Source organism: Shewanella sp. 10N.286.51.B8, assembly GCF_041469325.1.
GTDB lineage: Bacteria > Pseudomonadota > Gammaproteobacteria > Enterobacterales > Shewanellaceae > Shewanella.
Map to the genome: position 1 here is coordinate 111780 of NZ_JBFRKG010000035.1, position 16380 is coordinate 128159.

The 16380-nt window shown below is 41.6% G+C and carries 15 protein-coding genes; 8 read left to right on the forward strand and 7 right to left on the reverse strand.

Features of this window, described 5'->3' with window-relative positions:
- Window positions 1–40 precede the first annotated feature (40 nt).
- From AB4160_RS14090 to gorA, 3 genes are all read left to right on the forward strand, one after another.
- Window positions 41–763, forward strand: a complete 723-nt coding sequence (locus AB4160_RS14090) for a hypothetical protein (protein WP_372005139.1) — start codon at window positions 41–43, stop codon at window positions 761–763.
- A gap of 123 nt (window positions 764–886) precedes the next feature.
- On the forward strand, window positions 887–1441 hold the full coding sequence (locus AB4160_RS14095) for a hypothetical protein (protein WP_372005141.1): 555 nt from the start codon (window positions 887–889) through the stop codon (window positions 1439–1441).
- Between the two features lie 188 nt (window positions 1442–1629).
- Window positions 1630–2985 carry a glutathione-disulfide reductase gene (gorA, locus tag AB4160_RS14100; RefSeq protein WP_102439373.1) on the forward strand — a complete coding sequence of 452 codons (1356 nt, stop codon included), beginning with the start codon at window positions 1630–1632 and terminating at the stop codon, window positions 2983–2985.
- A gap of 100 nt (window positions 2986–3085) precedes the next feature.
- Here the strand turns inward: gorA and AB4160_RS14105 are convergent, their stop codons facing one another.
- Complete coding sequence (locus tag AB4160_RS14105) at window positions 3086–3727, reverse strand: TetR/AcrR family transcriptional regulator (RefSeq protein WP_102439372.1); 642 nt, start codon at window positions 3725–3727, stop codon at window positions 3086–3088.
- A 121-nt stretch (window positions 3728–3848) separates the two neighbouring features.
- Here AB4160_RS14105 and AB4160_RS14110 point away from each other — a divergent pair, with 121 nt between their 5' ends.
- Entirely contained in the window at window positions 3849–4715 is an 867-nt protein-coding gene (locus tag AB4160_RS14110) for a LysR family transcriptional regulator (RefSeq protein ID WP_102439371.1), read from the forward strand.
- Between the two features lie 103 nt (window positions 4716–4818).
- Here the strand turns inward: AB4160_RS14110 and AB4160_RS14115 are convergent, their stop codons facing one another.
- Window positions 4819–5172, reverse strand: coding sequence for a cytochrome c3 family protein (locus AB4160_RS14115; protein WP_372005143.1), 354 nt, complete (start codon window positions 5170–5172; stop codon window positions 4819–4821).
- Between the two features lie 28 nt (window positions 5173–5200).
- Entirely contained in the window at window positions 5201–6721 is a 1521-nt protein-coding gene (locus AB4160_RS14120) for a flavocytochrome c (RefSeq protein ID WP_372005145.1), read from the reverse strand.
- Between the two features lie 349 nt (window positions 6722–7070).
- On the opposite strand from AB4160_RS14120, the gene AB4160_RS14125 reads away from it, so the two are divergent.
- On the forward strand, window positions 7071–7808 hold the full coding sequence (locus AB4160_RS14125) for a hypothetical protein (protein WP_102520416.1): 738 nt from the start codon (window positions 7071–7073) through the stop codon (window positions 7806–7808).
- On the forward strand, window positions 7808–8488 hold the full coding sequence (locus AB4160_RS14130; RefSeq protein WP_372005147.1) for a type 1 glutamine amidotransferase: 681 nt from the start codon (window positions 7808–7810) through the stop codon (window positions 8486–8488). The genes AB4160_RS14125 and AB4160_RS14130 overlap by 1 nt, the downstream gene beginning before the upstream one ends.
- A 31-nt stretch (window positions 8489–8519) precedes the next feature.
- On the opposite strand, the gene AB4160_RS14135 is transcribed toward AB4160_RS14130, so the two are convergent.
- Window positions 8520–10247, reverse strand: coding sequence for a diguanylate cyclase (locus AB4160_RS14135; RefSeq protein WP_372005150.1), 1728 nt, complete (start codon window positions 10245–10247; stop codon window positions 8520–8522).
- A gap of 418 nt (window positions 10248–10665) precedes the next feature.
- Between AB4160_RS14135 and AB4160_RS14140 the strand changes: the two genes are divergently transcribed.
- Window positions 10666–11091 (forward strand): hypothetical protein, encoded by a 426-nt coding sequence (locus AB4160_RS14140; protein ID WP_372005152.1) that lies wholly within the window; start codon window positions 10666–10668, stop codon window positions 11089–11091.
- Window positions 11092–11200: 109 nt separating this feature from the next.
- On the opposite strand, the gene AB4160_RS14145 is transcribed toward AB4160_RS14140, so the two are convergent.
- The 3 genes from AB4160_RS14145 to AB4160_RS14155 all read right to left on the reverse strand — a co-directional run bounded on the left by AB4160_RS14145 (window position 11201) and on the right by AB4160_RS14155 (window position 15506).
- Window positions 11201–12979, reverse strand: a complete 1779-nt coding sequence (locus tag AB4160_RS14145) for a flotillin family protein (protein ID WP_372005155.1) — start codon at window positions 12977–12979, stop codon at window positions 11201–11203.
- Window positions 12980–13067: 88 nt separating this feature from the next.
- Entirely contained in the window at window positions 13068–13712 is a 645-nt protein-coding gene (locus AB4160_RS14150) for an OB-fold-containig protein (protein WP_102475978.1), read from the reverse strand.
- A 261-nt stretch (window positions 13713–13973) separates the two neighbouring features.
- The gene (locus AB4160_RS14155; protein WP_102475979.1) at window positions 13974–15506 is read right to left on the reverse strand and encodes a DUF3612 domain-containing protein; all 1533 of its coding nucleotides are present in this window, start codon (window positions 15504–15506) and stop codon (window positions 13974–13976) included.
- A 196-nt stretch (window positions 15507–15702) separates the two neighbouring features.
- On the opposite strand from AB4160_RS14155, the gene AB4160_RS14160 reads away from it, so the two are divergent.
- The gene (locus tag AB4160_RS14160) at window positions 15703–16221 is read left to right on the forward strand and encodes a malate synthase (RefSeq protein ID WP_102439356.1); all 519 of its coding nucleotides are present in this window, start codon (window positions 15703–15705) and stop codon (window positions 16219–16221) included.
- Window positions 16222–16380 lie beyond the last annotated feature (159 nt).

Sequence of the window (16380 nt, forward strand, 5' to 3'; positions counted from 1 at the left end):
TCTCATTAAAAATTAATTCCTTTTGAGTCTGATACTAAATATGAAACCAACATTGTCATTGTTAGCTGTATCCCTATTGAGTATTTCCCCTTTTATGTCAGCAGCGAATGCCAGTGATGTTGCTGTCGCAGTTGATTTAGGTTGGGACTCAAAATACATCTCAGAAGGGCGTAATAACCTTGAAGATGGCGGCATCTATTGGGCTGGCGCAGCCATAGAAACGGGCAATCTAACCACTTATGCAGTTGTTGGCCGTGGTGACAGTGTTCATTACACTGAATGGAACTTTGGTGTTGAATATAGTTTGCAGCTCCATGATGACTTAGAAACCTTAATCGGCTACCAACGGCTTGAGTTTTATGGTGATGAGCGCGCAAACGATAATGAATTATTTGCTGAAATTGCCTATATCGGCGTGCCTTGGTTAATTCCTTCACTGGCTTATACCTTTGCCACCGAGGCCAGTGGTTATTTTGTTGAACTGAGTTTACATAGCCCCTGGCAAATCAGTGAACGTTTCTCTGTTACGCCCTATGTGACTCAAGGATTTGATTTTCGCTATGCCAGCCAAGACTACGATGGTGCCAATCATTTTCAGTTCGGAGTTGAAGCGGGTTATGAAATCAGCTCAGAAATTGCTATTAGCGCCCATGTTAGTCACTCGATTGCAATGGAAGATATTAAGCAGCAAGCCCGCAATGAAGGCGTCACGGGCAGTTTAGATCAAACTTATGCAGGGGTTAATTTAAGCTTTAGTTTCTAAACCTTTAGTTTCTAAACCTTTATAAAAATAGCGTAAAAAACGCCATAGATTTATGGCGAAAGTCTACCGCATATTCTAAGCTAAGCGGGTGAACCATGACTCACTTGAAGCAAAGGAATGCTTATGACCATATTGAAAGGGATTTTCCCGCTTATTTTTGTGTTTATAATTAGCCAAATAGCGCCATTATTTATGACCATTGACTCACCTCAGGCCAACGAATTTGAGCAATTAGTCAGTAAACCGGCCAGCGAGAACAAGCAACCCAACCAAGCATCACTATCAATGAAGTCATTGCCGATGAATGTGGTACTTGATCATCAAGGTCAAGCAATCGAGCTACCCGCCACACAATCAGCGCTGGACTATTCTGCTGATGAGATGCTGCTAGAACCGTCGTCTACTCAGCAAGCAGTAAAGCGTGATACAAGCACCGCAAACAATAAAAAAGCCACCAGCAAAAATAAACCGCTCAAACTAGCAAAAAAGACCGCTAACGACCCCAGTTGTCGCTGGCTAGGTAATCGGATTAAACAACTGAGGGTGCAATTAAAAAGGCACTACTCAGAACATGTTGAAACTGAGCTATCTCATCGACAAACTGAGTGGGATTGCTTGCAATGCTCAACCTCAGGCCCAAGCCAAGAGCAATACTCCCAATGTCAGTATCGGCGCTAAACAAACCATAAAAACTTTTTAGCCACCGTAAAACCAATTCCCGACTTAAGCGGCCTAGGAGACTAGCTTGTGGCTGAATTCCGCCCTACAATGGCTGCAAATGAAATATTCTTATCCTAAGAAACCACTTGTTCGAGGTAAAAACCTCCAAATAACAAGCTGTAAAAATACAATTAGAGAGGGTTAACATGGCTCAACATTTTGACTATATCTGCCTAGGCGCAGGTAGTGGCGGTATCGCTTCAGCAAACCGTGCCGCACAGCGCGGTGCCAAGGTATTAGTAATTGAAGCCAAGCATGTTGGCGGTACCTGTGTAAATGTGGGTTGTGTACCTAAAAAAGTCATGTGGTACGGTGCTCATGTCGCTGAAGCCATGAACCTATATGCAAAAGATTATGGTTTTGATGTTACGGTAAATAAGTTTGACTGGAATACCTTAGTTGATAATCGCGAAGCATATATTAGCCGTATTCACGACGCCTATGGGCGCGGCTTTGCTAACAATAAAGTCACCTTAGTAAATGGTTACGGTCGCTTCATTAACAGTAACACTATTGAAGTGAACGGCGAGCAATACACCGCTGACCATATTACTATTGCCACTGGCGGCGCGCCGACTATTCCTAACATTCCTGGTGCTGAATACGGTATTGACTCTGACGGTTTCTTTGCTTTACGTGAACAACCTAAACGCGTTGCTGTTGTTGGTGCTGGTTACATTGCGGTAGAAGTTGCCGGTGTATTACACGCCCTTGGCAGCGAAACCCATTTATTAGTGCGCAAACACGCCCCGCTACGTAATTTCGACCCTATTTTAATTGAAACCTTAGTTGAAGCAATGGCAACTGATGGCCCTAAACTTCACACTCATAGTATTCCAAAATCAGTGACTAAAAATACTGATGGCAGCTTAACGTTAGAGCTTGAAAACGGTGAGTCACTCACGATTGATTGCTTAATTTGGGCCATTGGTCGCAGCCCATCAACTGGCAACATTGGTCTAGAAAATACTGATGTCACCCTAAATCCTAAAGGTTACGTGGTTACCGATGCACAGCAGAATACCACCGCAAAAGGTATTTATTGTGTTGGTGACATCATGGAAGGCGGTGTTGAACTGACGCCAGTTGCAGTTAAAGCTGGGCGCTTATTATCAGAGCGTCTATTTAACGGCATGACAGATGCCAAAATGGATTACTCGGTTATTCCTACCGTGGTATTCAGCCACCCGCCAATTGGCACTATGGGCTTAACTGAACCAGAAGCTATTGAGCAATATGGTGAAGCCAACGTTAAGGTATACAGCTCAGGCTTTACCTCTATGTACACAGCGGTTACCGCCCATCGTCAAGCTTGTAAAATGAAGCTGATTTGCGCTGGCGACACGGAAGTGGTTGTGGGGATTCACGGTATCGGTTTTGGTATGGATGAAATCTTACAAGGTTTCGGCGTAGCCATGAAAATGGGCGCAACTAAAGCTGACTTTGACGCCGTGGTAGCGATTCATCCAACTGGTGCTGAAGAGTTTGTTACCATGAGATAAGTCATCGTTAAATAATGATTTAAAGCAAAGCGAGAAGTCATTTCTCGCTTTTTTATCGCTTTTTTTAACTACAAAATCAAAATCGCTTATTTTTGACAGCTTAATGTGCAGTATGCACTTTGGTTTTCAGCCAGCTTTTAAAATCTTTTTCTGTGGGGATACGTTTTGCTGAGTGACCTAGCAATTGCGTTAACGCATAACTAAATTGATGATATAACTTAGGATCGTCATGCTGCTTATGGCCATCATCGATATTAATTACTGCGCCGCGTAAGTAATTCATCACCAACTCAACCCGGTCAAAGCCTGCCACTTCACCTATTTCACGTATGGTATTTTCATTCCAGCGATAAGACTCAGCGGTCAATTTCTCATAACGTTGACGATAATAATCGCTGCAATTATTCAGTAGAGTTTCATTGGGCAGAACCCGCTCAATGACAAAATGTTGCTCAGATAAAATACTAAACAAACGCTGGCAGTGATGGAAAATAAAACGTTGATAGGGATCGGGGTACATTGCTGTATCTGACTCAATTTGCGCTAACCACTGCTCGAACTGGGCACAGCCAACTGCCACTATCAAATCAGCCTCAGTGGTGAAGTGATTGTAGATTGTCCCTTTGGATATTTGACTTGCTTTCACCAAGTGAGAACGGCATAAATCAAAGATTTTATGTCCTTTTAAGCACCTTTGAGAAACCTCAACTAAATAGTCTCCCCGCTGATCCCAACTGCTCATCCTGACCTCGGTATACTTTATGTAAATTTATTGTTTCAACTTCACATTCAAACAATAACAAGCTTTAAGGAAACCCTATACTGAGTAATACTAATACCACTATGAACAATTGTAATAGCCAATGTTAAAAGTTGAATTGTTAGAAAGTTTTATTGCGGTTGCCGAGTGTGGCAATTTATCTAAAGCTGCAGAAAAAATTTGCCGCACCCAATCAGCTTTAAGCCTACAAATCAAAAAGCTTGAAGAAAGTGTCGGTCAAACTTTGCTACTTAGAGATAACAAAGGGGTGTCACTGACTGAATCCGGTGAAACCCTACTTAATTACGCCTATAAGATGATCCAACTCAATTCACAAATATTGGATGAACTTAAAGATAATTCCAACAAACAAACTATTCGCTTTGGCGTCCCAACTGATTACATTAAACGTTATTTAAATAGTTGTTTATTAGAATTTATTCGTGAATTTACCCGCATTGAATTAGTGATCGATACCGATGTTAGCGGCAACTTATATAAGCGGCTGCAACAGGGTGAATTTGATGTGATTGTGGCCACCCACTGGCAGGCTCCCGTTAATGGTGAGTTGTTATTTGAACGCCAATTTCATTGGGTCGCAGCTAAAAATGGCAATGCCCATTTGCACAGTACCATTCCAATGGCGCTGTATCCTGAAAACTGCCCAATTCGAGCGCAAGTTTTTGCTAATCATCAATTATCGATGCGACCAATCAATGTATTGCTGTCTTCACCCTCACCTAATGCGCTGTGCATGGCGGTGGAAAATGACTTAGCCATTGCCCCTATTGCTGAATTTCGCATTAACGATAAGATGCAAATATTGGATCCTATTGAGCATGGTTTGCCGCCATTGCCGGTATTTAATGAGTCGGTGTACGTTAATCCAGAAACTCAAAGCCCTGTCACGGAGCAATTAGTCAACTTGATCAAAGCCAATGTGGTATCACTGGCATCTGCAAAGGTTTAACCCTCTCTTAAAACGTCTTTTTAAACACCTGCTACCGAAATAAAAACATAAAAAAGGAGCGATAAACGCTCCTTTTGTTTGGGGATAACACTAAGCTGTAAGCTTATTCTTTATGCTTGCCGTACTCAAAAGTATGACAATTACTGCACAGTGGCTTTTTCGCTTTATGCTCACTGTGACACTCTTGGCAAGGTAGCTCTTTGCCATAATGAAGATTATTGTGTGGGTTCTGCCACTTATCTTCTTCACTACGGGCTGTTTGCTCCGCTAAGTCATCAACATTGTGGCAAGATAGACACGATTCATCAGATGGATATTGCTTCATGCCTTGGTCATGGCACGCTTTACAATCTTTACCGATAACGTCTTTATGGTAGTCACGTATTTCTACTGCTTGAGCTGATAAGCTGGCGAAACTAAGCATAGCCAGTGCAAGCATAATCTTTAATGTTTTCATCAATAATTCCTCTTGTTTACTTGCTATGTTAAGCATTCATCATGCTACGAGCGGCAGTCATACCCATCACCATACATTCAGGTATCGAACAACTTCCTAAACGGCTGACCCCATGGATCCCACCACACACTTCACCTGCAGCAAATAAACCTGTTATCGCTTGTCCTGTGAAACTGTCTTTCACTTCAGCTTTAGTAGTAATTTGCACTCCACCTTGGCAGTAATGCACTTTTGGCCATAAACGCACCACGGTAAATGGTGCTTCAATGTACTTACCAGCAGCCTTGGTCATGTTCTTACCAAACTGCTTATCCTCACCAGATTTAACATATTGATTATATTCTTTAATCTGCGCTTTGAGTGCTTTAAGTGGCACATTAAAATGGCTCGCTAATTCATCAACCGACTCAAACTTCCAACCGACGTTATACTTAATCACCTTCTTGGTATTAGGATGCTTCTTAGAATCCTTATAGCTGGTAATAAGCAGTGGCGGATAAGCATTACCTTGCTCGTCACGACAACTTAACTCAGCATCGGCGCGTGTTTTACGGTCCGCAATTTCATTCATGAAACGCTTACCGGTTAAGCGGTTTACCGCCATTGAATGTGGGAAATTATAAATTGAGTAGTTAGACACATAGCCAAAACCCCCTTCATCAGGAGATGCCCATGGGCCAGATTGAATATGAGCTAAATGAACTGGCACCGCGCCTAAGCGGAACATTTCGTACATGCCTTCACCTGTTGCGCCGGGTGCGTTGGTACAACCCACTTCAGCAGTAAGTGTTGGATCTTGCGCCATACGTAAATTAACATTTTGAGCAAAACCACCAGTGGCCATGATCACCCCACGTTTCGCTCTCACATTAATCACTTTGCCTGGTTGGTCTTCTTCAAAGTGATAGTTTTGACGCATTTTAACGCCTAATACTTCACCTTTTTCACCGACTAAGAAGCCTTCAAACTTCGAACGGTTGTGGGTGTTAACACCTAACTCGCGGCATTTTTTAAGTAATGGCTGAGTGATCCCCGCGCCGCAACTTACGGTTGTTTGATAAGTACGAGCTACTGAGTGACCACCAAGTTGTTGTAAATAAGGATGATATTCAGAACCTGCATCTAAGGTCATTTGCAGTGCTTCAACAGCATGCTCTGCTACATGACGTAACAAGGCTTCATCTGCAATACCACGACCTGCTTTCATTTGATCGGCCACCATGCGCTCAACTGAATCGTCAACGCCTTCTTGTTGCTGCATTGGCGTTCCCGGCGCAGCAAACAGACCGCCATTAATGGCGGAGTTACCACCAAAGTAGGACATCTTTTCAAAAATATGCACATCTTTGGCGCCAAGCTTTTTCGCTTCGATTGCTGCTGCTAATCCGGCAAAGCCCGAACCAACAATCACAATTTCAAATTCTTCATCCCACTTAACACCTGCAGCTTTTTCTGATACTGCCATCGCAGGAGCAACCATTGCCGCGCCAGCTGCTACGCCTAAACCCGTGATAAATTTACGGCGTCCCAATAAGTCTATTTTAGTCATCGGTCATCACCCTTTTGTTTTGATTGACACCGATATAATAGAACTGGAATCGATTCCAAAATGGGAACCAATGTTAAATTATGTCGAAAGTGGTTACTTTTATGTCACTAATCAATTGTAGGTAGAGTTTTCAGGAAAAATGTAATGAGTAAATCATTTTGGAATGAGTTCCAAAAAACATAACCTTTATTTCACAGCGTACTGAACTGGGCAGCTTGTAACTAAGCTGTTAATACTAATTGTTTTTAGGTAACATTGTCTTTGAGGACGACCTCAGCAATTGCGCACAAGCCACAATTGATACCATAAGGGGACGGCCCCATCTGATAAACACAGATAGGAGCCCAACATGTTCAAACCTCATTTTATTCTCGCCATCATTACGCTATTAGTCAGTCTATTCAATCCAGCACAAGCTACTGAGCAACCATCATCCCATTATGGCATCCACGGTATGACGTTATTTGGCGGTGAAGATGGCCTGTTTGCCTCACACTTACCCATGTACCACCAACCCCACAACGTGCAGATGATCATGCAGTTTCACTTTGTCGACATTCAAGTTGATAACGCAGTAAAAAAACGGCTGCAACAGCAGGCAACCCAGCCGCAACAACTATGGACTATTGTGCCGCAGCCATTTGATTTGATGACGCTAAAACCCACCATCGATAATGCGTTACCTCAGTTAACCATTGACGTGGTTGAAGGCCACTTTGAACGTGGTGGTGTCAGTCAATTCTTCGAGCAAGCCATTATGATTGATAAAATCATGTTGTTTTCGACCTTAGATATGCAACAAGGCCAACCAAAATCCAGCATTACTGATTATCTTAATATTGCTGCAAGCCCCACTAGCCCCAACCAGTTTTTAATTAAACGCTTAGAAAGTAGGCCTGAAGCCGACCATTTATTGCGGGTAACCAGCCATGACTTATCTGATATATCTCAAATCACTGTAGCAACGAGCTCAATGCATCCATCTGTCACTGAGATTATTGCAGCGCTTAATGAGCAAACAAATCAGCCACAATTACAACAAGGTGATGTTATTGAAGTCTATCTTGAGACTGGCGAGTTACAGTAATGGCCGCATTATCACTAGCGGCGATCAAACACCACAGCGCTGAAGGCCCGGGGCGTATTCAAGATTGGTGTGACAGTCACGGCCATCAGCTAACCTGTTTTATGGCGCCTTTAGGCGCGCTGCCTAAGTTAACTAATTTTGATGGGCTAATTATTTTAGGCGGGCCTACGGATGTGGCAAATAACCCGGCATGGATGCAGGCCGAGCTTGAATTAATAAAGGATGCTATCGACATTGATATGCCGATTTTAGCCATTTGCTTAGGCGCGCAACTATTAGCCACAGCCTTGGGAGCCAGCCTGTATAAATTAGAACAGCCCGAACTCGGCTGGCATGAGGTTAAGCTGTTATCAAACGGATTAGTCGCTGAAACACTAATGGTGCCTCAATGGCATTTTTATGGGTTTGATTTTAATCAGCAAGCCCAAGAAAACAAGCCTATGAAACAAGTCAGTATTGAAGCCAGTTCAGTACTATGTCACCAGCAAGCCTTTCGCCACCAGCGTCAATTAGGGCTGCAGTTTCATCCCGAGTGGCATGAGCTACAAATACACTCCTTAATTGAACACTTTAAAGATGATTGCCCATTCGATACAGAAACTAAGCCACTATTGCAGCAGCAATTAGCGCTGTGGTTTATGTCATTATTGGACTCAATGTTTAAGCCTAATGACCACTAAGATTTTGTCGCTAGATTCTGCATTAACGATACTAGCACTGGCTAATAGTAATGTTGGGTATTAGTGGCTTATCTTTTTTCTTTTCCTGTTTGTGTTTATACATTCGTTGATCCGCTAGTGATAAGCACTCTGATTGATTTGCTGTTTCAAAGCTTGTGGCAATACCAAAACTTAAACCTATATTCTTCCACCTAGTTCGCTGTAATTCCTGCTCTGTTTTGAGCAGTGCTACTGACAATTGCGAAATCACTGAAGCTGTTTGTTGAAGATTTGTAATTTCAGCCACCAAAATAAACTCATCACCTCCAGATCTGAAAATAGTTCCCAAACCTTGAAGTTTTTGTTGAATAAGATTGACTGTGGAAATTAATAATTTATCGCCTTCATCATGGCCAAATGTATCGTTAATCTCTTTAAAACCATCAAGATCAATAAATGTTAGACAATAGCCCCCAGTTAGCTTGGCGAGCTTTTCATTTTGAGCATAGCGATTGCCTATTTTTGTTAATGGGTCTATCCGAGAAATAGTATAACTGCGATGATAGTCCTTCTGTTTTATTTGCAACCATTCAGTCAATGATAACAAAATACAAATACAATCAATTGTTAATGCAACTTGCACAATCAATTCTGTAGAGATATTCCAATCAAGTTTTAGGGCATGAGATAAAACATAAGCAAACAGAGACAAGCCATATAACAGGTTACCTATTAAATAATATTTGGCTTTAAAATCCAAAGTGGTGAGCATAAAGATGCCTGTCCCGATACTTATTGGGATCCATACAGCTGCAATAATATGGGATATTAAGAAGCTGTTATTAAAGGATAGAAAAGGCATCAATAAGCCAAGAGTAACGCTGACTATTGATAATAAATTAAATAGCTTTGCGAATTTACTATGCTCCTGAGGGCAATTAAACAGTAGCTTAGTAAATTGACTTGCAGAAGCGATAGCAAACGGAAATATCATGATGCCAATATAAACAGGGTTAAAAGCGCTGACACTAAACAGCTGCCCGAAACTTCCAGAGGCAACAAGCCAACCTAAACCATGAAAACCAACATATCCGGCGCAGGCTAAGGTCACTAAATATCGGGTTCTGAAATAGATAAAACATGCAATTAAAGCGAGTGTAATCATCACCGAGAAAGCCATAGTATTAATGCTATTGGTAATAAATTGTTTGTTATAGAAAGCCGCTTTACTATAAATATTAACGTCTACCGGTGTGGCGAATTTTTTGGCTTGTATAAAAATCCACAGTACACCACGCTCTTGTTGACTCAATATCAGTGAGAAGGTTTGTGAATGAGCTAATTTAGGGTTTGTACCAGTTATTTGCCCAAAGCTTGCTAAAGCAACAACTTCACCTTGCTCTGACTGCCAATATGCAGTCCCTATGTCTAAGTAATTTGTATATAAATTCACAAACCGAGTGTGCTGAATATCACGACTATTGGCTAGTGGTATCCTTGCCACAAAAGCCCCGTTTCCTCCCAAGGTAGAAGTCACTTGCTTGGCATCGGCATATAAGAGCACTAGATCGGTAAATCGAGGATCTGAAATCAGGGGCGAAGTTTTATACCAGAGATTTTCCTCAACAATTTCAATTTTATCGCGCTCATCTAACGTAACATAAGGGCTAGCACTTACCGTACCAACGGCAAGTGAGATAAGAAAACAAATAAAAAGTGCGGTAATTCTTGCTATATTATTGATAAAATTTAGTCCTTTAAATTTATTTTTATTCCGCATAACATACGTGTTATTAAATTTAATTGTAGCTGCTAATTATATATTTCGTAGCGGAAACCTTTTACTTTGTGAAGCTCTAATAATGGTTTTATTCCTAATCAGTTAACTCTACGCTCTATGCCACCATGAAACGTTAGCCAGCTCAAAAATTAACAGTTAAATAAAACGCTCACAAACCAGACTATTACAACAAGCTCATCCCAAACAAAATTTGCGGTAGATCTTCACTTTCTATTATCTATTACGCTAAGCTAACTACCAACAAAATACTGAATTATAATGGAATAATATAAAAAGCTATTTTAGATGAGTACGGCTCAGTTGCCAGTTGATTACTCTTCATAACAATAATAAAAGTAAGGGCACATAGAACATTTACCAGAATAAACAAGCTATCGCATTAGGAACTCTAGTATTTATGACCTTCACAGGGGTCATCATATTGATCTTAGCCTTGTGGGCTTGGCCAAAATACAACGTCTACAAAATGGAACTCAATGGACAGGCAGCGTTAAAAGAAGCCCAATGGTCAAAACAGATCCTTATTGAAGAATCCAAAGCCAGAGAACAAGCAGCTTTAATGCAAGCTAAAGCGAGAGTCACACTTGCCGAAGCAGAAGGTAAGGCGCTAATTGTTCGAGCAAAATCTGAGGGCGCAGCTGATATCGAACTTGCCAAGGCTGCAGCAGAAGCCAACAAGATCATTGGTGAATCATTAAAAGATAATGAAGCTTACTTACGTTATATCTGGATAAAAGGCTTACAAGACGGCAGTGGCGAGCGGATTTATATTCCTACCGAAGCGGGAATGCCAATTTTAGAAGCTGGCAAAGCTGGAAGCTAAATAATTTGCTGTAATTTCAGTGTTCAATATACTCAATAGAAAACAAAAAAGAGGATTATTAATCCTCTTTTTTAGGTTTAGATGCTAGCCCAAGTCTGAGCTAGTACAGTTAATTAGCCTTCGGCGCTAAAGCCTCTGAATTTTTACTAACATTTGCTGTTACTGGAGGCATATTACTTTGCTTAATTGCGCTGCGAGTTGCATCAGTTAAGAAGTTTTCACCACTCACTAAGTCATTTAACGTGCCAGATTTTGAGTCTACCAACCCAAGCTCTTGCAGCATTGAGTCTACCAGTGGTGCATTGGCACGATAATTAAGCGCTGCCGAGGTAATTTGCTCCGCCATACCTGACGTTCCTGTTGCTACGCTAGCATCGTTACCAGGCCCAGCACCATGGTAGCCTTGAAGAATCTTAATACCATCTATATTTTCTAAAGGTTTAACGGCATTAGCCACGATTTCAGGCAGTACTTTTAATATCGCGAGGGCTTTTTGCAGCTCAATTTGCTCATCTTTCAAGGTGTTTTCAGCTTCATACAAAGCTTGTTTACCAGCAGCTTCTACAGCAAACACTTTTTCATCTGCTTCTGCTCGCAGTTTCTTTGAATCTGAATCTGCTCTTGCTTCAGTTAATATCGCAATGGCTCTATCTTCAGCAGCTTGTTTCTCTGCCGCAGCTTGAACTGTCACCCCGACAGCTTCTCGCTCAGCTTCTTTCTTAGCGTCAATCACTTCAATTTCTTTACGACGGTTTGCTTCAGCAACCTGTCTTGCAGTAATAACCGCTTCTTCTTTTTCCACTTTGTCTTTTTCAGCACCTGCAGCTTTGGTTCTTGCTGCTGACTCTTCTTCTGACTTCACTGCGACAGCAATTTGCTTATCTTGTTCAGACACTTCAATGTCGCGCTGTTGTTGAATTTGCGCCTGAGCAAGAGCCCTTTTCTTATCAATTTGACGAGTTTCAATGTCTTTTGATTTCTCAATTTCAGCGGCTTCAATGGCTTGTTCTTTTGCAATTTCAGCTTCACGCTCTTCACGCTCATTACTCTCACGGGTTTTGGCAATTTCAGCTTTTTGATCCGCACGTTTAAAAGCAATTATTTGCTCTTGGTTTAGGCGTGCTTCCTCTTCTTCTTTTTTTATTTCTAGAGATTGGCGCTCAGCTTCTAAGTTTCTGCGCTGGATTTTTACGCGGTTTTCTTGTTCAATATCATTGGTTTCTTTACGTTTTTCTTCAATAATTTTAGCCAGTCTTGCGCGGCCTTCAGCATCAAAGGCATTATTTTCATTAAAGAATTGCAGGTCAGTTTGGTCAAATCCTGTTAGTGATACTGACTCCAGTTCTAAACCATTTTTCTCTAGATCATTAGCAACACTTTGTTGTACTTTTTGCACAAAATCAGTTCGTTGTTCATGCATTTCGGTCATGGTCATTTCAGCAGCAACGGCGCGTAGTACATCAACGAATTTGGACTCCATTAGCTTCTTAAGCTCTTCCACACGCATGGTTCTTGTACCCAGCGTTTGCGCTGCCATAGAAATGCCTTCTTGGCTTGGGGCCACACGCAAATAAAAATCTGCTTTAACGTCCACTCGCATTCTGTCTTTGGTGATCAACGCATCTTTTTGGGTTTTCTCGACTTCAATACGTAAGGTATTCATATTGACTGGAATGGTTTCATGCAACACAGGTAGGCAAATAGTACCGCCGTCTTTTACGACTTTTTCGCCACCAAAACCGGTACGTACAAAGGCAATTTCTTTTGAGGCGCGAATGTATAATTTAGCGAAGATTAATCCGATGGTGATAAAAGCAAGGACTGCTATACCGGCCATGATTAAGATAAACATGGTATTTGAACTTGAAGATATTTCTAGGGCGTCCATTTCTATTCCTTTAATAATTACAAATGATGGTTCTATCCGTGATTTAATTTTTGAAGCTTATTGATATTTCAGTGTTGAAACTTATTGCTTAAAACGGCTCAAGCCTAGCGACTAGCCAAATACTGCCAGACTTACGTAGCAATACGACCTGTTCATTTTGACTAAAGCTTTCTTCTGCGAATTCTGGCGCCACCATCACATAATGTTTCTGAGAATGTTGATCTACCAGTACCGCTTCTGCAGGACTATTTAGTTTGGCGGTGCCGACTGTAATTTTGGCTGACAGACCACTAAAACTGTCTGTAGATACCGCTAGTGACTCATTTTTAGGGAGAATTCTTGCCAAAGGTCGCCCAAGTATTGAGGTACTAAAAAGACTCGCGATTAGCACTATAGGCGTACTGATTATTGGGGAGGTTAAGTGGCCAGCATAAACGTAGCTCAAGAAATTTAAACTGTAGCCTAGGAGCGTAAAGCTGGTTAACAACAGCACTAACCAAATAAGTAATGGCAACTTATTAAGGCAAAGCCAACCCAGTAACGGCGTTAACCCTGTTTGAGCAACATCAATGCCTGCATCAAAATCTAAATCGATTGGGGATATGTGATCTAACAGGCTGGAAATACTGAAACCAATGACTAAGCCAACTCCCTCTAAAACAGCTAGGGTCAGCACTAAAGTCAATGCTATCGCATAGGGTGTATTGGCATTGATTAATAAAAATTCGAGCATAACTGTATTCCTTTACAGCAAACACCAAGCATCTAAATAGCGAATAGATGGTGTTAAATGAGGGTTTAAAGTCGTTTTGCATTAAAACGCTATTAACTCTCCAAAATTCAAGGTTAACAACAATATCAGAACAAAAGTATCAGAACAAAAGTATTTGTAAACAGTCACCTAATTGATTTATCACTCAAGTGAATCTGCAAGTTCTAGCTAAAGCGGTCAAATTGCCCTTTGCAGAGAATTTGACGCCTATTAACAACAGCGCTAGCTTTCTTCACACAAGGCTTTACCCGCAGCGTAGCAGCTTGGCTGGCGTGGACACACGGCGCCGCGAGAGCAAATCACCCGAGCATCATTGTCTATGCCGCGCTCAATCCAATTGATATTCAGAATTTTAGCCACACTGGTTAAATCAGCTTTGATGTGTTTTGGAATGGCCACCAAACCGCCATTATCAACACAGGCTTTCTTTAAATCGGCGGTAATGGATTTTGCATCCTTGCCTTGGGCTTCAATGGCAGGGTTGAGATCAATGCCCGCACATAGCACATGTGGATTGCCTGCAGAATCATCAACTTTGATTGATTCGCAACAGTAAATTCGCGGCTCGTTACCGACATTTAAAATCGAGATCTGCGCCGAGGTGCCATCAGTGCTAGGTTCATTAATTTTTCTAAACACTGCCCAGTGATGACATGGATCTTCAACAATGCGCATATTGCCCCACGGCAGTGGAATACCATTGCCACGATAAACCGCTTTTAGCTTTCCTGGCGCATAGGCATCAAAGTAATGCCAGTGTGGATAAGGTGACACTACCGTCATGCGGCGCATTGCCACTGATGCTGACACTTGCAGTTGTTTATGTACCGCAATTTCATAGCCATGACGGTCGAGTAATTGTCTAAATGGCACCTTGGGACATAATAAAGCGCCAGCAAAAAAGCTCGATTCAAAATCACGCCATGCATGCAAAATATCTTGAGCATTAAGGGTATTTGATTGCATTGAGCTGTCATCATCAATTTCTACCCGACGCCCTGAGGTCATCACACTTTTAAGGCCATCTTTATTGTGTAAAACACAATGGCCAATATGCACCGCCAAGTCATATTTTAATCGCGGTACATTGGCTTTCAGGGCTTTATTAATATAAATCGTCGCTGGCGGCTCAAAAAATGAGGTGGTTAATCGGGCTGAACTTGCGCCAGTTTCATCGATCACTTCTGTGGGGATTTCATCAATCCACTTGATTTTAAGCCCCATACTTTTAGCGATATTAAGCATTTCTTCAGCCGCTAGAGGCAGTTGTTTTTTACCAATATCTTCAGCGGCTCGTTCTAAATCTGGGAAGTGATTTTGATGATGCTCTTGATGGGCGCGAATAAGTAACTGGGCAAATTGCCTGCCTGATGTACCTGTTTGCGATAACATTTCTGGAATGGCAATTTGCAATATATCATTTGAAAACAAGAAACTAGGCTCAAGCGGCATGCCGCTAACACCGCCATGACGGCCTTTTTCAGGGGTGATTGACTGCTCTTCTGGCATGTCATCTAAAAACCATTCCACATCTTTTTGAAACACGGTTGCGATCACGGCCAGCATTCCTGCACTGGGGACACGTTTACCGCGCTCTATCATCGAAAGGTACGACACTGACGGCGCCGAACTGGAATCCACTCGAATACATCGAGCGGATAAATCTTCCATGGTCAGGTGATTGCGTTTACGTAAATTACGAATCTTAGTGCCAAGGAAATGTGACTTTCTCATCAAGCTTTGATCATTGCGCATTTTGTAAAATTCACAGTGTAAAATTTTTATTGTGAAATTGTAGTGAAAAATACACTAGACTACAAATTAAGCAATCGGGAAACAGTGTTTGTTTTAACAAAACCCGTTTAAGCCAGTAAATGTTAAACCAGTACGCAGGGCATTAATTGCTGAAAACAACCAGCAAGTGCCGACATCAAACGAAGAGGATAAGGTTATGATTATGACTACTATGAACCACAACACAGCCGCTCACGACCTTAACAGCTTCATTGAAGAACAAATTGTGGCCACCAGCACTAATGCAGATAAAATCACCAACGCGAAAATATTTTTAGATAATAACTTTCCATTGGCTAGCGGGACTCATGCCGATGTAAGTAGCTACGTGATTTACTACACTCATCTGCTAGCATTTATGAAAGATGGCAGCCAATGTGGATTGCAAAATCCTTGTCAATTTGTGGCGTTAACTGGTCATAAAAGCGACCCAACATCTATCGTGTTAAAAAATAACGATACCCATGTTGAAGTGAGCTTTGACCGAAACGGTGAACTGGGTGCTAACGACCCAGCGCATATTGAAGATATTCAAGTGGCACTGCCGATTAAGAATTTACCGACACCTTACAAGCAATGGGTAAGCATGCTGCATTCACGTTGTTTACCAACTGAAGGTAACTGCAAAGTGTTTACCGCCAAAGATGGCAGTGACTACGCTATGCATCAGCGTTAATTGTTACTCTCTATATCGCTTAAGATAGCAAAAATAGCCCATTAAAAAAGTCCAAGCTGTATTCATACAGCTTGGACTTTTTTATTTCTGGCATTTGTACTAAAACTAAACTCAAGCTTTAAGCCAGATTCAAGCCACACCGAGTTTAGAGCTATGCCA